Source organism: Actinomadura sp. NPDC048955 (assembly GCF_040649435.1).
Lineage (GTDB): Bacteria > Actinomycetota > Actinomycetes > Streptosporangiales > Streptosporangiaceae > Spirillospora > Spirillospora luteofluorescens.
Map to the genome: position 1 here is coordinate 27,966 of NZ_JBEZJI010000001.1, position 20,725 is coordinate 48,690.

Consider the following 20,725-nt stretch of genomic DNA (forward strand, 5'->3'; position numbering starts at 1 on the left):
CTTCCGTGTGCCGGGCCGCCCGCGATGACCAGGACGCTGTTCGTCACCAACGACTTCCCGCCGCGGCCGGGCGGCATCCAGGCGTTCGTGCACGGCCTCGCCGTGCGGCGCCCGCCCGGTTCGGTCGTCGTCTACGCCCCGGCCTGGAAGGGCGCCGCGGAGTTCGACGCGGCGCAGCCGTTCCCCGTCGTCCGGCATCCGGGCTCCCTCATGCTCCCGGAGCCGGGCGTGCTGCGCCGGGCCGCGGACGTGCTGCGCGCGGAGCACTGCGACTCGGTCGTGTTCGGGGCGGCGGCGCCGCTCGGCCTGCTGGCCCCGGCGCTGCGGCGCCGCGGGGCGCGGCGGCTCGTCGGGATCACGCACGGGCACGAGGCCGGCTGGGCGTCGCTGCCGGTGGCGCGCACCCTGCTGGGCCGCATCGGGGACGGCGTCGACGTCCTGACCTACCTCGGCGAGTACACCCGCTCCCGGATGGCGCGGGCCCTGTCGCCCGAGGCGGCGGCGCGGATGGCCCGGCTCGCGCCCGGCGTCGACGAGACGCTCTTCCACCGGGGCGCCGGCGGGGCGGAGATCCGGGAACGGCACGGGCTGGCCGGACGTCCGGTGGCGGTGTGCGTGTCCCGCCTGGTCCCGCGCAAGGGGCAGGACGCCCTGCTCCACGCCTGGCCGCGCGTCCTGAAGTCCGTGCCGGACGCCGTGCTGCTCCTCGTCGGCGGCGGCCCGTACCGCGGCGACCTGGAGCGCCTTGCCGCCTCGCTCGACGTGGGCCGTTCGGTCGTCTTCACCGGCGGCGTGCCCTGGGAAGAGCTGCCCGCCCACTTCGACGCGGGCGACGTCTTCGCGATGCCCTGCCGTACGCGCCGCCGCGGCCTTGACGTGGAAGGCCTCGGCATCGTGTACCTGGAGGCGTCCGCGACCGGGCTCCCGGTCGTCGCGGGCGACTCGGGCGGCGCCCCCGACGCCGTCCTGGACGGCGAGACGGGCCTTGTGGTCCCGGGCCGCTCCGTCCCCGACATCGCCGAGGCCGTGGCGGGCTTCCTCGCTGACCCGGACCGGGCACGCGCCATGGGGGAGAAGGGGCGGGCCTGGGTCGAACGCGAGTGGCGCTGGGACGTCCAGGCGGCCCGTCTGGGAAAGCTGCTCGTGCCCTGAACGACACCGCCCCCAGGACGAGGACCCGCCCCCGCGCCGTAGGCGGGTCCTCGTCCCAGGGACGGCGGCTCAAAGGCGCCTGAACACGCCGGACCCGCGGGCACGCCGCTCCGGGCCCGGACGCTCGAAGGCGTCCGGGCCCGGAACGGCGCCGCGGGCGCATGCCCCGCCCCCGGAGACCGGTTCCGCGCGGACCGCCCCTGCCGAGACGGGGTGGGTGTGATCCGCCGCCTGCCGGCCCGGCGCCCTCGTGGGGGAGGACCAGGAGACGGGCGCGCCGTGCGGGCCGGCAGGCGGGAACGGATCGGGTCCGCGTGGACGGGAGCGCGGGGCACGGCCCCGGCGTGCGGCACCGTGGGGCCCGGCCCCGCGACGGTGCCCGGCCGTGGACGCGCGGGAGGCAGAGGAGGCCCCCGGGCTGATCCCGTGTCGCGGTGATCGTGTCATGGGGCCACCTCCTGCCGCCGCCCGCGTCCATGGCCGCCGGCTTTTCCGAAGTTAGGGCCGCCGGCCGCCCGCCGCGGTGGCGTTAACCCGCACTTAATGAGCGGATCAGCCGTCACTAAGCCGTTGTCCGCCGGAATGTCGATCCGCCCAGGTGGGAGGGGTACCGGAACGCGCGCCGGAAGGCGTGAACCCGGGGCGGTCTCCGTGCGTACAGGTGATGAGCGCAGCCCCGCAGGACGAGAGTCACCGGCCTTTTCTGGCATCGATTGACATCTACGAGGCTTCAGGGGCGTATGCTCCCGGAGTGATCGGGCGGATTCGCGAGAATCCGTTCCGGGGATCGTGGTGGGAGCGAGCGGGCTCCGACATCACGGTCCCGTCATGTCTCAGCGGGACGGCCGCCGGGCGACAGGCCCGGCGGCGCGGAACCTACCGGCGTTCGCCGTGCTCTCCGTCTCCTCCACAGGAGAGGGCATGGCGCGACGCGATTACGGGCATGCGTCCCAGGGCCAAACGCATGCTTCACCGTGGGCCGAGACGCCCGCGCGCCCGTCCACGAGACCCGAGCCCGAGCGGGGGCTCCGGTCCGGGGACCCCCAGTGGCCCGAAGGGTCCTGGTGGTCGGAGCAGCCGGACTGGTCCGAGCGGGGCCGCGGATCGTCGCGGCGCGAGCCGTCGCGGCGCGAGATCAAGCGCCGCGAGTCCAAGGCCCGCGCGCGCCGTTCCGGCAAGGGCACCGAGCGGCCGCACCCCCGGGCGCAGTGGCCGGAGCCCGCCGAACGGCGGGGCGACGCCGCGACCGGGCGTTTCGACGCGCGCGGCAGCTACGACCCCGCGGGCTACGCCGCCCGCACGCGCCGGGACGCCCGACCGGAGCGCCCCGACGCCCGAGGCGAGCGGCCGGCCCCCCGGAACGCGCGGCGGGACGCCCGCACCGAGCAGTTCGACGCCCGCACCGAGCAGCTCGACGCGCGGGCCACGCGGCGCGACACCCCGACCGGGCGTCCCGCCCCCCGCGCCGAGCGGGACGCCCGGACGGAGCGGTTCGACGCCCGCGGCAAGCCGCGCGACGACCGCACCGAGAGGTTCGATGCCAGGGTCGAGGGACTCGGCGGGCGCGCGGGACGCTCCGCGAGGGATCGGTCCCGCGAGTTCCCCGCGCGGGGCGGGCGTCCCCGCCGTGCGGAGCCGCCGCGCGCGGGGCGGGACGGCTCCCGGCGCAGGCCCGCCCGACCGGAGCAGCGGCGCCGCCAGTCGCCGCCGCGCCCCGGGCCGAAGGCGACGCCGCGCCGCGGCAGGCGGCCCGCCGACCGGCTGAGCATCGGCGCGATCGTCCTGTCCACCGCGGTCGGGCTGTCCCTGCTGGGCATCGCCGAGCGGGCCCTGCTCGACGGCGGGCCCGTCGGCGGCTCCTCGGGACCGGTCGGCTCGCAGCGCGCGATCCGGCCGCCGAAGCCCGGCACGGGCGGGACGCCCGCGCGGCCCCAGCAGCCCCAGCAGCGGCCCGGGACCGGCGGCGGCACGGCCGCCCCTCCGGCGGGACCCGACCTCGGGGTCCTCGCCACGCAGGTCCGCAAGCTGACGCTGGCCCAGCGGGGCGCCGCGGCGCGGCAGGCCTACGGTGCGGCGCTGACGCGGCAGCCGTTCGTGGGCGCCACCCGCCAGAGCGCCGACCGGACCTGGGTCTTCGGCACGAGCGCGATCCCGGTTCCCGAGTCCAGCGCGGCCGGCCCCGAGCTCGCCTTCTACGCCGCCCACTGGACGGGACGGCAGTGGCAGGTCGGGCTGTCGGGCGCGACGACCTTCGCCGCGCTCCTCGGAGCCGCCCCCGCGAACCTCATGTCGCCGTCGGAGTCGCGGCTCCTGCGCAAGTACGGCGCGCTCAGCGCCGCGCAGGCCACCACGCTCGTCAACGGGACGCGGGCGGGCGACCGGCTGATGCTGCCCTGGAAGACGGGGGAGGCATGGTCGATGACGACCTCCGACGACGCCGCGTCCTCGCGCCCGCTGGCGTCGCTGGCCTTCTCCGGCGGCGACGGCCGCGTCCTCGCCGCCGGCGCCGGACGGCTCTACCGGTTCTGCTCCGGTCAGGCCGGCGCGGTCGTCATGGTGATCCACCCGAGCGGCCTCGCGTCCACGTACTACGGCATGCGGAGCGTCACCGAGCTGCGCGACGGCAGCGTCGTCGCGCAGGGCGACGCGCTCGGCCGCACCGGCGCCGCCCGGCCCTGCGGCGGAGCGGCCGCGCCGGGCCCCGAGGTCGCCTTCGGGCTGCGCCGCGGCGGCGGGGCGGTCCCGCTCGACGGCGCCGAGATCGGCGGCTGGACGTTCCGCGAGCGCGCCAAGCCGCTCCTCGGCTTCGCCGAACGCGGCGTCCTGCAGGTGCTTCCCGGGGGCCTGCTGGCCAACCTCGGCCCGGTCCCCGCAGCGGACGACCCTCCGTCGTCATCTCCGTCCCCCGGCGAGAAGCCGAAGAAGGACGGCGCCGGATCGGCCGGGGCTCCGGCGCCGGCCGCCACCTAGAACAGGAGTCCGAGCGGTGCGAATGCGCAACAGTGATGATCCCGCGGTGCCCGCCTGGGCGCTGCGCGTGGTGCTCGCCGGCGCGGTGCTGGTGCTGGTCGGCGCGGCGACCCCGCAGGGCGCCGTCGCGGTCGCGAACGTGCAGTACTTCCTCAGCTTCTACGCGGGGGTCTTCGCGCTGGTCGCCCTCACCACCGCGGTGATGAGCGGGCTGCTGGCCACCGAGCGCCTCATCCTGAAGATCCGGCACCGGGTGCTCGCCCAGGCGGTGCACCGCGCCTCCGCCGTCATCGCGACGGCGATGCTGGTCGCGCACGTCACGGTGAAGGTGATGAGCGGCCTCGCGCTGCCCGTCCAGATCGTCGTGCCGGACGGCGGCGCGATCGGCCTCGGCACCATCGCCTCCGACCTGATGCTCCTCATCGTGGTCACCGGGCTGATGCGGGCGCGGTTCGCGCTGCGCGGCAAGGCCTGGGTGTGGCGGTCGATGCACGCCGTCGCCTACGTGTCCTGGCCGCTCGCGATCGTGCACGGCCTGATCACCGGGCGGGCCGCGGCGCCGTGGGTCGTCCTCAGCTACGTGATGAGCGTCGTGTTCGTCGTGCTCGCCCTGGTCACCCGCATGGTCGTGGTGATCAAGCCGCGGGACGTCCACCTGGCGGGCGAGGACGTCGAGGCGTACTCGCTGCCGGACGGCGCCGGACGGCGCCGCGACCGGCGCGCCATGGCGGCGCGCGAGCACGAGGAGGGACGCGCCGCCGCGAGGGCGCGCGCCCGGGCGGAGGAGGACCGCTTCGACGACCCGCGCGACGTCGACGACTCCCGCGACTTCGGGGGGCGCCGGGACTTCGGCGGCCGGCGGGACCTGGACGACCTCGGGGACTCCCGCAGGACCGTCGCGGACCCGCGCGGCATGCCCGTCACCGGCCAGGGCCGTGACACCGAGGTGATCCGATGACCTCGACCGTCACCGTCTCCAATATCGGCGGGCCGCGGCTGACGCTCGGGTTCGACCGGTTCGACCGGCTGGACCTCGACCGGCACCTGGCGGTGCACGGCAGGCTCCGCGCGCCGGCGCTGGACGACCTGGTGCGCATGGCCGAGCAGGTCGACCTGAGGGGGCGCGGCGGGGCGGGGTTCCCGTTCGCCCGCAAGCTGATGGCGGTCGCCGCGCGGGTCAACCACCCGACCGCCGACCGGACCGCGCTGCTGCCCGGCGAGAAGGGCGACGAGCGCGGGTCCAGCGAGGACGTCGTCGTGGTGGTCAACGGCGCCGAGGGCGAGCCCGGCAGCGCCAAGGACAAGGTGCTGCTCGGCCGGGCCCCGCACCTGGTGCTCGACGGCGCGCAGATCGCGGCGAGCGCCCTCGGCACCCAGCGGATCGTGCTGGCCGTCGAGAGCGACGAGGCCGCCCGGTCGGTCCGCGCCGCGATCAGCGAGCGGCGGATGCCCGCCCGGGTCGTGCGGCTGACCGAGCGGTTCATCTCGGGGGAGAGCGGCGCCGTGATCCGCGCGATCAACGGGGAGACGCCGATCCCGCCGGGCGTCAAGGTCCGCGCGTCCGACTCGGGGGTGGACGGCTTCCCGACGCTGCTGTCCAACACCGAGACGTTCGCGCAGCTGGCGGTGCTGGTCTCCCTCGGGCCCGACCTGTACGCCTCGGCCGGGACCGAGGACGAGCCGGGTACCACGCTGCTGACGATCGGCGGGACGCAGGTCGTGGAGGCGCCGCTCGGCACGCCGCTGCGGGCCGTCCTCGACCACTGCGAGGTGCCGCCGTCGCCGGGCGTGCTCGTCGGCGGGTACCACGGGATGTGGCTCGACCCGGCCGCGGTGTCGCGGGCGGTGCTGTCGCGCGCCGGGATGCGGCGCGTGGGCGGGACGGTGGGCGCCGGGATCATCCTGCCGCTCACCCAGGGCACCTGCCCGCTCGGCGAGGTCACGCGGATCGCGTCCTACCTCGCCGCGCAGTCCGCCGGGCAGTGCGGGCCGTGCCGGCTCGGGCTGCCCGACGTCGTCCGGTCGCTGATGGCGCTCACCGAGGGGGCCGGGACGGCGGAGGACGTGCGCCGCGCGGCCGGCGTCGGCCGGGGCCGCGGCGCCTGCACCCACCCCGACGGGACGGCGAAGTTCGTCCTGTCGGCGATGGAGGCCTTCACCGCCGACATCGAGGAGCACCGGTGGGGCGGCGGGTGCGGCCAGTCGACCTACGGGGTCCTGCCGCTGCCGGTGCCGGACGGCTCGGAGGGGCGGGTCGCGATCGACTGGAGCCGGTGCGACGGGCACGGCCTGTGCGCCTATCTCGTGCCCGAGCTGATCCAGCTCGACCGGTACGGCTTTCCCGTCGTGCTCGGCACCGACATTCCCTCATGGATGGAGAAGGACGTCCAGAAGGCGGTCGCGATGTGCCCGGCATTGGCGCTGCGCGTCGTCGGCGGAGTTCCCGGAGCGCCGTCGCGGCGCTGAATTCCCGCGCGAAAAAATGACAACAGGTGGTCATCGTTGAACCCGGACGGTGGGCCGGTGCGTATCTCCGGACGAACCCGCGCCGGGTCCGTCGAGAGATCCTTGAAAGGAGGGACGAGAGCCCTTGAGGAAATCCTACGGAATCGCCGGAAAGCGCACGCTCCCGCGCCTCGGCAAAGGACGCCTGCTGCTGGTACTGGCGGCCGTGGCCGCCGTCGTGGCGGCCTTCGCGGTCGTCATGAGCCCGGTCGGCACGCCCGCGAGCGGCGCGGCGAACCTCGGTGGCACCGTCAACACCCGCTGGGGGCGGCTCAGCACTCTGGACAGGCAGCTCCTGGTCAAGGTCCGGCAGGCCGGCCTCTGGGAGATGCCCGCCGGGCAGCAGGCCGCGCAGCGCGCGTCCAGCCCCCGGGTGAAGGAGGTCGGCGAGATCATCATGCGCCAGCACATGCAGCTGGACGCCGACACCCGCGCGGAGGCGCAGAAACTGGGCGTGCTCCTTCCCAACGAGCCCAACGGCAGCCAGAAGAGCTGGCTGAGGGAGATGTCGGGAAAATACGGCGCCGACTATGACAAGACGTTCGTGCTGCGGTTGCGTGCCGCCCACGGGGCGGTCTTCACCGTCATCGCCAAGGTGCGCGCGGCGACCGAGAACACCGAGATCCGCGCGTTCGCCGAACGGTGCCTGAAATTCGTCAACACGCACATGTCGCTGCTGGAGAGCACGGGCCTGGTTCCCAGGCGCGCCCTGCACTGACGTACACCCCGCAAAGGGAGCAGTTTTTCGATGGGACGAAAGAAGAAAGCCTTCGCCGTGTTGATCCCGGCGTTCACCCTCGTCGCGACGGCCTGCCAGGGGACCCCCGGCGCGGCGGCGCAGCCGTACATTCCCGTGACCACCGCGGCGGCGGGCCCGGCCGCCTATCCGGCCCTGCCCGCGGACGGCTCCGGTGTTCCGAAGCTCCAGGGCGCCGGCCGGACGACCCCGCCGGCCGACCCGCAGGGCGGCCAGCAGCCCGGAGGCGGTCAGATGGGCGATGGCGGTCAAATGGGCGATGGCGGCCAGATGGGCGATGGCGGCCAGATGGGTGACGGCGGTCAGATGGGTGACGGCGGTCAGATGGGCGATGGCGGCCCGATCGACGGCGGCCAGACCACCCCGCCGGCCGACCCGCAGGGCGGCCAGACGACGCCCCCGGCCGACCCGCAGGGCGGTCAGCAGCCCGGAGGCGGGCAGGGCAACGGCCAGAACGGCGGCCAGAACGGCGGGGGGCAGGCTCCGGCGAATCCGAGCCTTCGCGCTGACCAGTTCGTCGACATCCGCAAGGCGCCGCGCGTGCGGCAGCCGCGCCGCAGCCGCCAGGCCTCGACCGGCGTGTTCGCCTCCAGTTGCGGTGTGAACAAGGGCCAGGCCCACAGCAACCCCGACAACGTGCTCGCGGCCCCCGGCGTCGTGAACGGCGCGCACCACATCCACGACTACGTGGGCAACCTCGACACGAACGCGTTCTCCACCGACGAGACCTTCGCCGCCGCCGGGACGACCTGCACCAACGGCGACAAGTCGGCCTACTTCTGGCCGGTGATAAGGCTCCGCAACGGCCAGGACAACTCCGATCGCGCGCAGCAGAGCCAGGCGGACGGCAACACCGGCAGCATCGTCACGCCGTCGAGCGTGAAGCTCCAGTTCCTCGGCAACCCGCGCAGCAAGGTGACCGCGATGCCGCGGTTCATCCGGGTCGCCACCGGTGACGCCAAGGCGGTGACGAACGGCCTGAAGAACGCGCACGCCAGCTGGACGTGCACCGGATTCGAGAACCGGGCATTCACCGACAAGTACCCGCTGTGCCCGCGCGGCAGCAAGGTGCTGCGCGTGCTGAACTTCCCGAGCTGCTGGGACGGCCAGAACACCGACAGCGCCAACCACCGCGACCACATCCGGTTCCCGGACCAGGCGACGGGGCAGTGCCCGCAGGGCACGAAGGCGGTGCCGCAGCTGCGGATGACGCTGGCCTACAACCTGCCCGCCAAGCCGCTGGCGTTCGCGCTGGACAGCTTCCCCGAGTCGGGCCACGACCCGGTGACCGACCACGGCGACCTCATCAACGTGATGGACGACCAGCTCATGGCGAAGGCCGTCACCGCGATCAACGGCAGGGCCGGGACGCGGATCAAGCGCCGCCGCTGAACGGCTCCGACCCGCCGGGACCCGGCCGCGCGTCCGCGCGTCCGGGTCCGCGGCGTCCTACGATCGCGGCATGAACATCGTGATCGCGGGCGGGCACGGGCAGATCGCGCTGCGGCTGTCCCGGCTGCTGTCCGCACGGGGGGACACCGTGCTGAGCATCATCCGCAACCCCGGCCACACCGGCGACGTCCGGGACACCGGCGCCGGACCGGTCGTGTGCGACCTGGAGTCGGCGACCCTCGACGAGCTCGCCGACCATCTGACCGGCGCGGACGCCGTCGTGTTCGCCGCGGGCGCGGGGCCGGGCAGCGGCGTGTCGCGCAAGGACACCGTCGACCGCGCCGCCGCGGTGCTCGCGGCCGACGCCGCCGAGCGCGCGGGGGTCCGCGGCTTCGTGCAGATCTCCGCGATGGGCGCGGGCGAGCCGCCCGCGCCCGGGCGCGGCGAGGTCTGGGAGGCCTACATCAGGGCCAAGGGCGAGGCCGAGGACGACCTGAGGCGCCGCGACGCCCTGGACTGGCTGATCCTGCGGCCGGGCCGCCTCACCGACGACCCGCCCACCGGCCTGGTGGCGCTGGCCGAGCCGCCGATCGGGCACGGTGCGGTCACCCGCGACGACGTCGCGGCGGTCGTCGCGGCGCTGCTGGACGCCGGCGACGTCCGCCGCCTCACGCTGGACCTGCTCAACGGCTCCACCCCGATCGGGGACGCCGTCGCCGCGCTGGCTCAGCCGGTGTAGAGGGCGTCGATCTCGTCGGCGAAGTCCTTCATCACCACGTTGCGCTTCACCTTCAGGCTCGGCGTCATGTGGCCGGCCTCCTCGGTGAAGTCGACGCCGAGGACGACGTGCTTCTTGATCGCCTCAGCGTGGCTGACCGACTTGTTGGCGTCGGCGACCGCGGCCTCGATCTCGGCGACGAGGTCGGGGTCGCGGCGCAGCTCGTCCACCGTCATCTCCGCCGGCTTGCCGTGCCGGGCCTTCCACGGGCCGAGCGCCTCCTCGTCCAGGGTGACGAGCGCGCTGATGAACTTGCGGCCGTCGCCGACGACGAGGCACTGGCTGATCAGCGGGTGGGCGCGGAGCCGGTCCTCCAGCGGAGCGGGCGCCACGTTCTTGCCCGCCGCGGTGACCAGGATCTCCTTCTTCCGGCCGGTGATCCGCAGGAAGCCCTCCTCGTCGAGGGAGCCGAGGTCGCCGGTGTGGAACCAGCCGTCCTCCAGGGCCTCCTTGGTGGCGGCCTCGTTGTTCCAGTAGCCGCGCATGACGTCGACGCCCCGCACGAGGACCTCGCCGTCCTCGGCGATGCGCACGTCGACGCCGGGGATCGGCCTGCCCACCGTGCCGATCTTGATGGCGGAGGGCCGGTTGACGGCGGCGGGCGCGGTCGTCTCGGTGAGCCCGTAGCCCTCCAGGATCGTGATCCCGACGCCGCGGAAGAAGTGCCCGAGCCGCTCGCCGAGCGCGGCGCCGCCGGACACCGCGTACTGCACCCTGCCGCCGACCGCGGCGCGCAGCTTGCGGTACACGAGCACGTCGAAGACGCGGTGCCGGGCCTTCAGCCCGAGGCCGGGGCCGCCGTCGTCCAGCGCCCGGCTGTAGGCGACCGCGGTCTCCGCCGCCGTCTTGAAGATCTTGCCCTTGCCGTCGGCCGCGGCCTTCTGCTCGGCGCCGTTGTAGACCTTCTCGAACACGCGCGGGACGGCCAGCAGGAACGTCGGCCGGAACGAGGCCAGGTCCGGCAGCAGGTTCGGGACGTCGCTGTGCCCGAGCACGATGCCGCCCTCGATGGTGGCGACCTCGATCAGCCGGGCGAACACGTGCGCCAGCGGCAGGAACAGCAGCGTGGAGCTGCCCTCGACGGCGATCTCGGCGATCGCCCCCTGCACGGCGTTGCGGGCGGTCGACACCAGGTTCCCGTGGGTGATCTCGCAGCCCTTGGGGCGCCCGGTGGTGCCGGAGGTGTAGACGAGCGTGGCGATGTCCGCGGCGCGGCGGGACCGGCGGCGCTCCTCGACGACGTCGTCGCCGACGTCCGCGCCGAGCCGGGTGACCTCCGCGACGCCGCCCGCGTCGATGCCCCACACGTGCGCCAGCCCGGGGAGCCGGTCGCGGATCTCCTCGACGGTCGCCACGTGCGCCCCGGTCTCGGCGAACACGGCCTTGGCCCCGGAGTCGCCGACGATCCACTCGATCTGCTCGGCGGAGGACGTCTCGTAGATCGGGACGGAGATCGCGCCCGCCGCCCAGATCGCGTAGTCCAGGACCGTCCACTCGTAGCGGGTCCGCGACAGCAGGCACACCCGGTCGCCGGGCTCGACGCCGGCGGCGGCCAGGCCCTTGGCGACCCCCGCCGTCTCGGCGGCGAACTCCGCCGCGGTGACGGCGCTCCACGCGTCGCCGTTCTTGCGGCGCAGCACGATCCGGCCGGGCTCTTCGGCGGCCCGGGCGAAGGGCGCGTCGGTCAGAGTGGCGGAGTCGGGGACCTCCACCATCGCGGGGACGCTGAACTCGCGCACGGCCCACTCCTGTCGTCGGTCTTCGAGGACGGCGGGAGGGTCCGCGGCGCGCTCGGGCCGTCCGGCCCGCGGCGCGCGAACTCCTCCGTCGCCGCATGATACCCACGAGTAGGAATCGTGCCGCGAACCCCGGCGGTTAACGGCACGGCAAAGACCGCCCGCCGGCTCCCGGCGCCCGCCGCCGGGTCGCCTACGCTGGAGCCGGTCGCACAACGCAAACGGGTTCCAGGGGTCGCCATGTCGCTGCTCGAAGTGATCGCGCTGTCCGCCGCCGACGCCCGCGCGGCGCAGGAGGGCGGCGCCGACCGCATCGAGGTCGTCGCCGACATGGCCGCGGACGGGCTCACCCCCGACCCCGACCTGGTCGCCGCCATCCGGGAGGCCACGTCCCTGCCGATGCGGGTGATGCTGCGCGCCAACGCGGGGTTCCGCACCACCGGCGCCGAGCTGGACCGGCTGCGGCGCGCCGCCGCGGGCCTCGCCGCCGCGGGCGCGGACGGGTTCGTGCTCGGCTTCCTCGACTCCTCCGGGCATGTCGACGCGGGCGCCACCGGCAAGCTCGCCGCCGACACCGACCCGCTGCCCTGGACCTTCCACCGGGCGCTGGACCACGCCGCCGACCCGGCCCAGGCGTGGAACGCCGTCCGCGCGTTCGGCGGACGCCTGGACACCGTGCTGACGGCGGGTTCGGCCCGCGGCGTGGACGCGGGGGTCGACGTGCTCGTCCGGCGCGCGGTCGGGGACCCCGCCGCCGCCGAGATGATCATGGCCGGGGGCGGGCTGCGCCGCAAGCACGTCGCCGTCCTCGCCGCCGCGGGCGTCACCGCGTTCCACGTGGGCACGGCCGTGCGCCCGGACGGCGACTGGGACGCGCCGGTCGACCCCGCCCTGGTGCGCGAGTGGCGCACCCTCGTGGCGGCCGCCGCCGGCTGACGGCCTTCCGGCGGACGCCCGTTCACTCCGGTGGTCGGCGCCATTACATTCGGTTCATGAGGATCCATGTGGTGAGCGACGTCCACGGCCGCGCGGACGCGCTGGCGGGCGCGGCGGACGGCGCGGACGCGCTCATCTGCCTGGGCGACCTGATCCTGTTCATCGACTACCACGACCACGGGCAGGGGATCTTCGCCGACCTGTTCGGCCAGGACAACGCCGACCGCTTCATCGGGCTGCGGACCGAGAAGCGCTTCGACGAGGCCCGCGAGTTCTCCCGGGGGCTGTGGGCCTCGCTCGACGGGGACGCCCGGCCGCACATCGAGCGGGCCGTGAACCGCCAGTACGCCGAACTGTTCGCGGCCATGCCCGCCCCCGCGTACCTGACCTACGGCAATGTCGACGTCCCCCGGCTGTGGGACGCGCACCTGCGCGACGGCCACCACGTCCTGGACGGCGAGACCACCGAGATCGGCGGCCTGCGTTTCGGGTTCGTCGGGGGCGGCCTGCGCACCGAGTACCGCACCCCCTACGAGCTGGACGAGGAGGCCTTCGCGGCCAAGGTCGAGGCGGTCGGCGAGGTGGACGTGCTGTGCAGCCACATCCCGCCCGCCGTCCCCGACCTGCTGTACGACACCGTGGCGCGCAGGTTCGAGCGCGGCAGCGAGGCGATCCTGGAGGCGATCCACCGCACGCAGCCGAGGTACGTGCTGTTCGGGCACGTCCACCAGCCGCTCGCGAGCCGCGTCCGCATCGGCCGCACCGAATGCGTGAACGTCGGGCACTTCCGTGCGCGCGGTGTGCCTTACGTCCTGACGGTGTGAACCATACTTCTCTAGGGACAGCGAGCCCGCAGGGGTTCGGGGCGAGCCGGAGGGAGACGCAGATGGCGGACCGCACGAGTTCCTCCGTCACGGTCAAGGCCGGGAAGGCCGAGATCATGGCGGTGATCGCCGATCTCGAGGCGTACCCGGAGTGGGCGAGCGGCATCCGCGAGTTCACCGTGCAGGACAGGGGCGAGGACGGCCGGGCCGCCCGCGCCCGCCTCACGTTCGACGGCGGCCCGTTCAGCGACACCGTCGGGCTCGCCTACACCTGGGAGGGCGACGACCGGGTGACGTGGGAGCTGGTGGAGCCGGGCACGGTCGTCACCGGGCTGCACGGCACCTACGACCTGGCGGAGGAGGGCGGCGTCACCGAGGTGACCTACGAGCTGGCGGTGGACGTCCGCATCCCCATGATCGGCATGGTGAAGCGCAAGGGCGAGAAGCGGATCATCGACTCGGCCCTCAAGGGCCTCAAGCGCCACGTGGAGGGCTGAGCCCGCCTCGGGGTGGTGGCCTGAACACGGCGCGGAGGCGATACCGTTCACGCCGACGACGGATGGAAGATGGAGATATGAGCGACCAGTCGGGCGACGTCCTGGACGAGGCGGCCAAGCTCGTCGACGCGTTGATCAGGCGGGTGGGCGGCGGCCGGGACGGGCGCGCGGGCCGGGGCGGCGAGCCGGGCGAGCCGGGCGGGAACGTGTGGGACCGTGCCATCGCCGACGAGACGTCCGGCGGGCCCGGCGCGGACGCCCGCGGGCCGCACATCGCCACCGGCGCCCCCGAGTGCCGCGACTGCCCCGTCTGCCGGGCCATCGCGATCAAGCGGGAGTCGGGCGGCGACGTGGGGCGGCACCTGCGCGAGGCCGGACGGTCGCTGGTCGCCGCCGCCCTGGACGTCGCGGCCGCGTTCGACCGGACCCGGCCGTCCGACCGGGCGCGGGAGGCGCACCGGGCGGGCAGGCCCGGCCGGACCGGGCCGCCGGAGGCGTCGGAGGGCGCGCGGGCGGGTACGTCCGATCGGTCGGAACGTCCCGATCCGGGCGACCCGGGGTCGGCCGCCACCGGCGGCCCCATCGACATCGGGTAGAGCGGGAGTGGCTCCAGCCAGGGGCGACGCGAGGAGGAGGAAGGGTTACATGGCCCTGACCATCGGCGTGGATGTGGGCGGCACCAAGGTGGCCGCGGGGGTCGTCGACGACCGGGGAACGATCCTGGAGAAGGTCCGCCGGCCGACTCCCTCGACCAACCCCAAGGAGACCGCCGAGACCATCGCCGAGGTCGTCGACCTGCTCAAGGGCAAGTACGAGGAGGTCGCGGCGGTCGGGCTCGGCACCGCGGGCTTCGTCGACGAGACCCGCTCCACCGTGCTGTTCGCGCCGAACCTCGCCTGGCGGGACGAGCCGATCAAGGAGAAGGTGGAGAGCCTCGTCGGGCTGCCGGTCGTCGTGGAGAACGACGGCAACGCCACCGCATGGGGCGAGGCCCGGTTCGGCGCCGGGCGCGGCGAGAACTTCCTCGTCCTGGTGGCCCTCGGCACCGGCATCGGCGGCGGCATCATCATCAACGGCGAGCTGTACCGGGGCCGGTTCGGCATCGGCGCCGAGATGGGGCACTTCCGGGTCGTCCCGGACGGGCGCCGCTGCGGCTGCGGCAACCGCGGCTGCTGGGAGCAGTACGCCAGCGGCAACGCCCTCGTGCACGAGGCGCGCGACCTGGCCCGGGTGGCGCCCGCGATGGCCGGGCGCCTGCTGGAGCTCGGCGGCGGGCGGCCCGAGGGCATCAGCGGCCCCGAGGTGTCGCAGGCGGCCAGGGAGGGCGACAAGGCGGCGCTGGAGTGCTTCCGGACGATCGCGCACTGGGCGGGCCAGGGCCTGGCCGACCTCAGCGCGATCCTCGACCCGGGTGCGTTCATCATCGGCGGCGGCCTGTCGGACGCCGGAGACCTGCTGCTCGATCCGATCCGCTCCGCGTTCGAGGACGCCCTGACCGGTCGCGGCCACCGCCCGCTGCCCGACATCCGGATCGCCGAGCTGGGCTCGGCGGCGGGCATCGTCGGCGCCGCCGACCTGGCCCGCGTCCGCCCGTTCCAGGACGTGATCGTCTAGGCGTGACCGCCGTCCGGCTGCTCTCCTACAACATCCGGTCGCTGCGCGACGACCCGTCCGCCGTGGCCCGCGTCGTCCGCGCGAACGCCCCGGACGTGGTGTGCCTGCAGGAGGTCCCGCGCTTCTGGGGCTGGCGGCTCCGGCGCCGCCAGCTGGCGCGGGACTGCGGCCTGCGGATCGCGGCGGGGCGGCGGGCCTGCGGGCTCGCCGTTCTCGCCGCGCCGCACGTGCGCCGCGTGGCCCGCGAGTTCCACCTGCTCACCCCGGACCCGGGCCTGCACCGCCGCGCCCTCGCGATCGCCGTCCTGGAGATCGGCGGCGCCCGCCTGATCGCCGCGAGCACCCATCTGGACCTGGCGGACGGCCCGCGGCTGCGGCACGTCCCCGAGATCCTCGCCCACCTCGACCGCGCCCGCGCCCGCCACGGCGCCCCGGTCGTGCTCGCGGGCGACGTCAACGAGGAGCCGGGCGGCCCGTCCTGGTCGCTGCTGGCCGGCCGCTTCCAGGACGGCTACGCGGCCGCTCCGGCGGGCGGGGAGTTCACCTTCACCGCGCGCGCCCCGAAGCGCCGCATCGACGGCGTCTTCGCCGACCCGGCCGTGCGGGTCGTCGCGTGCGGGGTACCGCCCGACGACGCCGGGGACCACCCCCTGGCCACCGACCACCGGCCCCTGCTGGCCGAGCTGGAGACGCCCTAGACGACGGCCCCGTCGTCGGGGTCGCGGGGCTCGTCGCCCATCCGCAGGACGAGGGTGACGAAGCCGCCGATGAAGGCCGCGACGGCGAGGAAGGCGGCCCAGCCGGGGACCTCCCAGTCGAGGATGACGGTGACCAGCAGGTAGACGGGGCCGCCGATCAGCGCGATCCAGGCGCCCTTGGTGAGCGGGTCGGCGCTCGGCAGCGGCGGGGGAGGGGGCGGGACGTAGTGCCCCTCGTCGTCGTCATCGTCGTCGCCGGCGGGGAACGAGGGCTCCTCGACCGCCCTGATCACGCGGGCGCGGGGCAGCCGCCCGGTGCGGTCCTCGCCCTCGCCTGGGGGGTCGGCGGGCTCGCGGATGTTCTCCTCGTCGGGCCACGGGACCTCGTCGCCCTCGGGGACGGCGTCGTACCCGGCGACGATCTCGGCCCAGATGGCGTCCTCGTCGCGCTCGGCGGCGCCGCCCGCCTGGCCCGCGCCCGGGTCGGCCAGGCCGGTCTCGGTGCGCTCGGCGGGGTCGGGCCGGCCGGCGCCGAGCAGGTCGGCGTCGTTGAGCTCGGCACCCTCGCGCTCGCCGTCGGAGCCGCGGGCGGAGGCCTCGCGCAGCCGGGCGAGGTGCACGCGCAGGATGCCCTCGGCGGCCGGCTTCATCTCCACGTCCACGTACAGCCGGTCGAGGACGTCGCCGGCGACCGGCTCCGCTGGCGCCTCGGCGATCTCCGGCAGCCCGGACGGGGACGCCGCGTAGGCCGCGACGCCCGCCTCGCCGAGGGCCGACAGCATCGCGTCCGCGAGATGCGGCGCGAGGTCGACCAGTGGGGCGTAGGTCTCCGCTGACAGTCCATTGCCACGGCGATTCACGGGGCCGGCTCCTTCGACGACTCCGGCGTGACCGACAGCACCGGCATGGCGGCCTCCGCTCCCCCCATTGACATGTGGTGCCCGGTCGCCTCCGCGCGGAGGACTCTCCCGGACACCCCGAAACGTGTGTCCCACGGTATTCGCTGCGCCGCCCGGGACAAGCCCCCCGGCGCACCCGATTGAGATTTACCGCTCCGAGCCTACGGTTATTCCCGGTCCGCCGCCGGGCGGTCGGGTTCCGGTGCGCGGTACCGGCCGGTAGATCGGTGGGACGGAGAGTGGGAGGATGTCCCATCGTCTCCCGTCGGCCAGGACCGGGGCACGCCCGCGCGGGGGCGTCCGGTCCGAGGGAAAGGTGCCCGCATACGATGCTCTGGTTCTGGATCCTGCTGAGGATCGTCCTCACCCCGGTCATGTACCTGCTGTGGTGGCCGCGGAACCGGGGGGTGCGCAACGTCCCGAAGCGCGGGCCGGCGCTGATGGTGAGCAACCACCTGTCGTTCGCCGACCACTTCTTCGGCCCGCTGCCGCTGATGCGCCCGATCTTCTTCATCGGCAAGGAGGAGTACTTCACCGGCCGGGGGATCAAGGGGCTGGTCAGCAAGGGCTTCTTCACCGGCGTCGGGGTGGTGCCGGTCGACCGGACCGGCGGCTCGGCGGCCGAGGCGGCGCTGCAGACGGGGCTGCGCATCCTCGGCGAGGGCAAGCTGCTCGGCATCTACCCCGAGGGCACCCGGGCGCCCGACAACCGGCTGTACCGCGGCAAGACGGGGGTCGCGCGGCTGGCGCTGAAGTCGCGGGTGCCGGTGATCCCGATGGCGATGGTCAACACGTTCGAGCTGATGCCGCCCGGCAGGCCGTACCCGCGGCTCGGGATCCGGCCGGGCGTGCGGTTCGGCGAGCCCCTGGACTTCTCCCGCCACTACGGGCGCGAGGACGACCACGAGGTGCTCCGCGAGATCACCGACGAGATCATGACGGCGATCCAGAGGCTGTCCGGGCAGGAGTACGTCGACCGGTACTCCGCCGAGGTGAAGGCCGAGATGGCCGGCAAGGAGGTGCGTCCGGTCGAGGACGACGGAGGGCTGAGTGACCGCGGCTGAGCCGCGCGGGACGGGCCTGGAGACCGCGCTGTGGCGCGCCGTGGCCGTCTACCGCGGGCTCGCCCTGTGCTACGCGGCCGTCGTGATCGCCATGAACTCCGGCGGCTACGCCCACCGGCTCGGCGGATGGGCCGTCCTCGCCGTCATGGCCGCGTGGACGGGCTACGCGTCGTTCGTCTTCAGGCCCGCCGCGTTCGCCCCGGGCGGCCCGGGCCCGCGGGGCAGGGCGCTGCTGGGCGCCGACCTCGCCGTCGCGGCTGGGTGCGTACTGGCGACGGCGTGGGTGGAGACGCCTTCGAACATCTCGGCCGGCCGCCCGACGCTGCCGGTATCGTGGGTGGCGGCCGCGGTGCTGGCGTGGGCGGTCGCCGGTGGCCGGCGGGCCGGCATCGCCGCCGCGGCCGTCCTGGCCGCCGCGAACCTCATGGTGCACGCGGTCGCCGGGACGAGCGGCGGCATCGGCGGGACGACGTTCAACGGCATCGTGCTGCTGTTCCTCGCGGGCCTCGTCGTCGGGCACGTCGTGCGGCTGGCGCGGGAGGCGGAGGCGCGGCTGGCGCGGGCCGTCGAGCTGGAGGCGGCGACCCGGGAGCGGGAGCGGCTGGCGCGCCGCATACACGACTCGGTGCTGCAGGTCCTGGCGATGGTGCAGCGGCGCGGCGGCGAGCTCGGCGGCGAGGCGGCCGAGCTCGGCCGCCTCGCGGGCGAGCAGGAGGCGGCGCTGCGCGCCCTCATCGGCGCGGGCCCGGCGGCGCCGCCCGCGGACGCCTCCGGGGCCGGGACGGACCTGCGCCCGCTGCTGACCGGGCACGCCTCCACCTTCGTGACGGTCTCGACGCCCGCCACGGAGGTGCGGCTGCCGGCGCACGCCGCCGGGGAGGTCGGGGCGGCGGTGGCGGCGGCCCTCGACAACGTCCGGCGGCACTGCGGTGAGGAGGCCCGCGCGTGGGTCCTGCTGGAGGACGGCGAGGGCGAGGTCACCGTCAGCGTCCGCGACGACGGCCCGGGCATGCCCCCGGGGCGCCTGGACCGGGCGGCGGCGGACGGGCGGCTCGGCGTCGCCCAGTCCATCCGCGGCCGCATCGCCGACCTCGGCGGGACCGTGGCGATCGTCTCCGCGGAGGGCGAGGGGACCGAGGTCGAGATGACCGTGCCCCGGGCTAGGGTGTGACCGTGAGCGACGTTCCCCTCCGGCCCCTGCGGGTCATGGTCGTGGACGACCATCCGATGTGGCGCGAGGCGGTGGCCCGCGACCTGGCCGAGGCCGGCCACGACGTGGTCGCGACGGCGGGGGAGGGCCGCGCCGCGGTCCGCATCGCCGCCGCCGCGAGGCCGCAGGTCGCCGTGGTCGACCTCCAGCTGCCCGACCTCAGCGGGGTCGAGGTGACCCGGCGCCTCGCCGCCGCCGACCCGCCCGTCCGGGTGCTGGTGCTGTCGGCGAGCGGCGAGCAGCAGGACGTCCTGGAGGCGGTGAAGGCGGGCGCGACCGGCTACCTGCTCAAGTCCGCCGCCCGCGAGGAGTTCCTCGACGCCGTCCGGCGGACCGGCGAGGGCGACGCCGTCTTCACCCCCGGGCTCGCCGGGCTCGTCCTCGGCGAGTACCGCCGCCTCGCCGCCGCCCCCGCCCGCGAGGACGACGACGCGCCGCGGCTGACCGAGCGCGAGACCGAGGTGCTGCGCCTCGTCGCGAAGGGGCTGACGTACAAGCAGATCGCGCAGCGCCTCGTCCTGTCCCACCGGACGGTGCAGAACCACGTGCAGAACACGCTCGGCAAGCTCCAGCTGCACAACCGCGTCGAACTCGTCCGCTACGCCATCGAGAAGGGGCTCGACGAGGAGGAGTAGCGAACCGCCGCGGCGGCGCCTGCGTCTCATCGCGCAAAAGCGCATAGCGACGGGAGCACGTCATGGCGGACGAGATCCTGGGCCCCGCGCTGGGGTTCCTCGCGGCCCACTTCCTGATTGGGCTCGTGCTGCTGGCGTTCCTGCGCCGGATGCGGGCCGCGGTGCTGCGGGGGTCGCCCCGGCGCCAGGGCACGGCGCGCGATCTGCACCCGTACGAGGTCGCCTACCTGCAGGGCGGAGGGCGGCACGCGATCGCCGCCTCGATCACGGCGCTGCGCCTGGACGGCGCGGCCGACGCCTACGCCGACGGCCGGCTGCTGGCCACCGAGCCGTCCGCCGGCGGCCCGCGCGCGGCCGGGACGCCGCTGGACACGGCGGTCTTCGGGGCGGTCGCCCACCTGCGGGCCGGGACGCTGGCCGAGCTCACCGCCGAGCCGGGCGTGCGCGCGGCGCTCGACCAGCTCCGCGACGGTCTCGCCGCGCAGGGCATGGTGCTCGCGCCGGCCGGGCGCCGCCGGCTGCGCACCCTCCAGCTGGTCATGTTCGGCTGGATCCTGGTCGGCTTCGCCGCCTTCGTCGTGAGCGACGCCTTCAGCGGGTTCGGCAAGCTCGTCCCGATGGCCGCGCTGGTCGGCCTCGGCGCCGGCGCCGTCGGCCTCGACTCGGGCGCCGAGCGGACGCGGGAGGGCGAGCTGGCCGTCGAGCGGATCAAGGAGTCCCAGCCCGCCCTCGACCCGGCGAACCAGTCGTCCTACGCCGGGCTCCCGGCGCCCGCCGTGCTGATGGGCGTGGCGCTGTTCGGCACGGCCGCGCTGATGGCGCTCGACCCGGTGTTCGCCCAGACCGTGGGGCTCGGCCGGTACCTGGAGATGGCCGGGGTCGCGGCCTCCTCCGGCGGCTACTCGGGCTCCTCCTGCAACTCGACCGCCTCGGTGTGCTCGTCCTCCTCCTGCGGAGGCGGCGGCTCGTGCGGAGGCGGAAGCGGCTGCGGAGGCGGGAGCGGCTGCGGTGGGGGAGGCGGTTGCGGTGGTGGCGGCGGCTGCGGCGGAGGGGGCTGA

Annotated in this window: 19 protein-coding genes; 17 read left to right on the plus strand and 2 right to left on the minus strand. The window is 75.1% G+C overall.

From position 1 onward, the window contains the following. Nucleotides 1–24 precede the first annotated feature (24 nt). The 7 genes from AB0C84_RS00135 to AB0C84_RS00165 all read left to right on the plus strand — a co-directional run bounded on the left by AB0C84_RS00135 (nucleotide 25) and on the right by AB0C84_RS00165 (nucleotide 9,515). Nucleotides 25–1,152, plus strand: coding sequence for a glycosyltransferase family 4 protein (locus tag AB0C84_RS00135; RefSeq protein WP_361059469.1), 1,128 nt, complete (start codon nucleotides 25–27; stop codon nucleotides 1,150–1,152). A 921-nt stretch (nucleotides 1,153–2,073) separates the two neighbouring features. Continuing rightward, nucleotides 2,074–4,122 carry a peptidoglycan DD-metalloendopeptidase family protein gene (locus AB0C84_RS00140; RefSeq protein WP_361059472.1) on the plus strand — a complete coding sequence of 683 codons (2,049 nt, stop codon included), beginning with the start codon at nucleotides 2,074–2,076 and terminating at the stop codon, nucleotides 4,120–4,122. A gap of 22 nt (nucleotides 4,123–4,144) precedes the next feature. Continuing rightward, the gene (locus tag AB0C84_RS00145) at nucleotides 4,145–5,080 is read left to right on the plus strand and encodes a hypothetical protein (RefSeq protein WP_361059475.1); all 936 of its coding nucleotides are present in this window, start codon (nucleotides 4,145–4,147) and stop codon (nucleotides 5,078–5,080) included. Continuing rightward, nucleotides 5,077–6,588, plus strand: coding sequence for a ferredoxin (locus tag AB0C84_RS00150; protein ID WP_361059478.1), 1,512 nt, complete (start codon nucleotides 5,077–5,079; stop codon nucleotides 6,586–6,588). Before AB0C84_RS00145 ends, AB0C84_RS00150 begins: the two co-directional genes overlap by 4 nt. Nucleotides 6,589–6,712: 124 nt before the next feature. Continuing rightward, nucleotides 6,713–7,345: a DUF4142 domain-containing protein gene (locus AB0C84_RS00155; RefSeq protein ID WP_258938866.1), complete on the plus strand. Its 633-nt coding sequence runs from the start codon at nucleotides 6,713–6,715 to the stop codon at nucleotides 7,343–7,345. Nucleotides 7,346–7,375: 30 nt separating this feature from the next. Continuing rightward, nucleotides 7,376–8,776 carry a DUF1996 domain-containing protein gene (locus tag AB0C84_RS00160; RefSeq protein ID WP_361059481.1) on the plus strand — a complete coding sequence of 467 codons (1,401 nt, stop codon included), beginning with the start codon at nucleotides 7,376–7,378 and terminating at the stop codon, nucleotides 8,774–8,776. Between the two features lie 70 nt (nucleotides 8,777–8,846). Then, nucleotides 8,847–9,515: an NAD(P)-binding oxidoreductase gene (locus AB0C84_RS00165; protein WP_361059484.1), complete on the plus strand. Its 669-nt coding sequence runs from the start codon at nucleotides 8,847–8,849 to the stop codon at nucleotides 9,513–9,515. On the opposite strand, the gene AB0C84_RS00170 is transcribed toward AB0C84_RS00165, so the two are convergent. Continuing rightward, complete coding sequence (locus AB0C84_RS00170) at nucleotides 9,503–11,293, minus strand: long-chain fatty acid--CoA ligase (RefSeq protein WP_361059486.1); 1,791 nt, start codon at nucleotides 11,291–11,293, stop codon at nucleotides 9,503–9,505. The genes AB0C84_RS00165 and AB0C84_RS00170 overlap by 13 nt on opposite strands. Before the next feature lie 237 nt (nucleotides 11,294–11,530). Between AB0C84_RS00170 and AB0C84_RS00175 the strand changes: the two genes are divergently transcribed. From AB0C84_RS00175 to AB0C84_RS00200, 6 genes are all read left to right on the plus strand, one after another. Beyond that, the gene (locus AB0C84_RS00175; protein WP_179842915.1) at nucleotides 11,531–12,226 is read left to right on the plus strand and encodes a copper homeostasis protein CutC; all 696 of its coding nucleotides are present in this window, start codon (nucleotides 11,531–11,533) and stop codon (nucleotides 12,224–12,226) included. A gap of 56 nt (nucleotides 12,227–12,282) precedes the next feature. Further along, nucleotides 12,283–13,050: a metallophosphoesterase gene (locus AB0C84_RS00180; protein ID WP_258938870.1), complete on the plus strand. Its 768-nt coding sequence runs from the start codon at nucleotides 12,283–12,285 to the stop codon at nucleotides 13,048–13,050. A gap of 62 nt (nucleotides 13,051–13,112) precedes the next feature. After that, the gene (locus AB0C84_RS00185) at nucleotides 13,113–13,547 is read left to right on the plus strand and encodes an SRPBCC family protein (RefSeq protein WP_179842913.1); all 435 of its coding nucleotides are present in this window, start codon (nucleotides 13,113–13,115) and stop codon (nucleotides 13,545–13,547) included. Nucleotides 13,548–13,624: 77 nt separating this feature from the next. Next, nucleotides 13,625–14,143 (plus strand): hypothetical protein, encoded by a 519-nt coding sequence (locus AB0C84_RS00190; protein WP_361059491.1) that lies wholly within the window; start codon nucleotides 13,625–13,627, stop codon nucleotides 14,141–14,143. 49 nt (nucleotides 14,144–14,192) lie between these two features. Further along, nucleotides 14,193–15,161 (plus strand): ROK family glucokinase, encoded by a 969-nt coding sequence (locus AB0C84_RS00195; RefSeq protein WP_179842911.1) that lies wholly within the window; start codon nucleotides 14,193–14,195, stop codon nucleotides 15,159–15,161. 2 nt (nucleotides 15,162–15,163) lie between these two features. Further along, nucleotides 15,164–15,859, plus strand: a complete 696-nt coding sequence (locus AB0C84_RS00200) for an endonuclease/exonuclease/phosphatase family protein (protein WP_361059494.1) — start codon at nucleotides 15,164–15,166, stop codon at nucleotides 15,857–15,859. Here the strand turns inward: AB0C84_RS00200 and AB0C84_RS00205 are convergent. Continuing rightward, the gene (locus AB0C84_RS00205; RefSeq protein WP_361059497.1) at nucleotides 15,856–16,719 is read right to left on the minus strand and encodes a hypothetical protein; all 864 of its coding nucleotides are present in this window, start codon (nucleotides 16,717–16,719) and stop codon (nucleotides 15,856–15,858) included. The two genes, AB0C84_RS00200 and AB0C84_RS00205, sit on opposite strands and share 4 nt — an antisense overlap. A gap of 368 nt (nucleotides 16,720–17,087) precedes the next feature. Between AB0C84_RS00205 and AB0C84_RS00210 the strand changes: the two genes are divergently transcribed. From AB0C84_RS00210 to AB0C84_RS00225, 4 genes are all read left to right on the plus strand, one after another. Continuing rightward, nucleotides 17,088–17,822 carry a lysophospholipid acyltransferase family protein gene (locus AB0C84_RS00210; protein ID WP_258938875.1) on the plus strand — a complete coding sequence of 245 codons (735 nt, stop codon included), beginning with the start codon at nucleotides 17,088–17,090 and terminating at the stop codon, nucleotides 17,820–17,822. Continuing rightward, on the plus strand, nucleotides 17,809–18,993 hold the full coding sequence (locus AB0C84_RS00215) for a DUF5931 domain-containing protein (RefSeq protein ID WP_361059501.1): 1,185 nt from the start codon (nucleotides 17,809–17,811) through the stop codon (nucleotides 18,991–18,993). The genes AB0C84_RS00210 and AB0C84_RS00215 overlap by 14 nt, the downstream gene beginning before the upstream one ends. A gap of 35 nt (nucleotides 18,994–19,028) precedes the next feature. Next, nucleotides 19,029–19,667, plus strand: coding sequence for a response regulator transcription factor (locus AB0C84_RS00220; protein WP_179849228.1), 639 nt, complete (start codon nucleotides 19,029–19,031; stop codon nucleotides 19,665–19,667). 62 nt (nucleotides 19,668–19,729) lie between these two features. After that, nucleotides 19,730–20,725 carry a TIGR04222 domain-containing membrane protein gene (locus AB0C84_RS00225; protein WP_361059504.1) on the plus strand — a complete coding sequence of 332 codons (996 nt, stop codon included), beginning with the start codon at nucleotides 19,730–19,732 and terminating at the stop codon, nucleotides 20,723–20,725.

Bases quoted from the DNA above. Each gene is read 5' to 3' on its own strand.
- AB0C84_RS00135 (WP_361059469.1), top strand. From the start codon at position 25: ATGACCAGGACGCTGTTCGTCACCAACGACTTCCCGCCGCGGCCGGGC.
- AB0C84_RS00140 (WP_361059472.1), top strand. From the start codon at position 2,074: ATGGCGCGACGCGATTACGGGCATGCGTCCCAGGGCCAAACGCATGCT.
- AB0C84_RS00145 (WP_361059475.1), top strand. From the start codon at position 4,145: ATGCGCAACAGTGATGATCCCGCGGTGCCCGCCTGGGCGCTGCGCGTG.
- AB0C84_RS00150 (WP_361059478.1), top strand. From the start codon at position 5,077: ATGACCTCGACCGTCACCGTCTCCAATATCGGCGGGCCGCGGCTGACG.
- AB0C84_RS00160 (WP_361059481.1), top strand. From the start codon at position 7,376: ATGGGACGAAAGAAGAAAGCCTTCGCCGTGTTGATCCCGGCGTTCACC.
- AB0C84_RS00165 (WP_361059484.1), top strand. From the start codon at position 8,847: ATGAACATCGTGATCGCGGGCGGGCACGGGCAGATCGCGCTGCGGCTG.
- AB0C84_RS00175 (WP_179842915.1), top strand. From the start codon at position 11,531: ATGTCGCTGCTCGAAGTGATCGCGCTGTCCGCCGCCGACGCCCGCGCG.
- AB0C84_RS00180 (WP_258938870.1), top strand. From the start codon at position 12,283: ATGAGGATCCATGTGGTGAGCGACGTCCACGGCCGCGCGGACGCGCTG.
- AB0C84_RS00185 (WP_179842913.1), top strand. From the start codon at position 13,113: ATGGCGGACCGCACGAGTTCCTCCGTCACGGTCAAGGCCGGGAAGGCC.
- AB0C84_RS00190 (WP_361059491.1), top strand. From the start codon at position 13,625: ATGAGCGACCAGTCGGGCGACGTCCTGGACGAGGCGGCCAAGCTCGTC.
- AB0C84_RS00195 (WP_179842911.1), top strand. From the start codon at position 14,193: ATGGCCCTGACCATCGGCGTGGATGTGGGCGGCACCAAGGTGGCCGCG.
- AB0C84_RS00210 (WP_258938875.1), top strand. From the start codon at position 17,088: ATGCTCTGGTTCTGGATCCTGCTGAGGATCGTCCTCACCCCGGTCATG.
- AB0C84_RS00220 (WP_179849228.1), top strand. From the start codon at position 19,029: ATGGTCGTGGACGACCATCCGATGTGGCGCGAGGCGGTGGCCCGCGAC.
- AB0C84_RS00225 (WP_361059504.1), top strand. From the start codon at position 19,730: ATGGCGGACGAGATCCTGGGCCCCGCGCTGGGGTTCCTCGCGGCCCAC.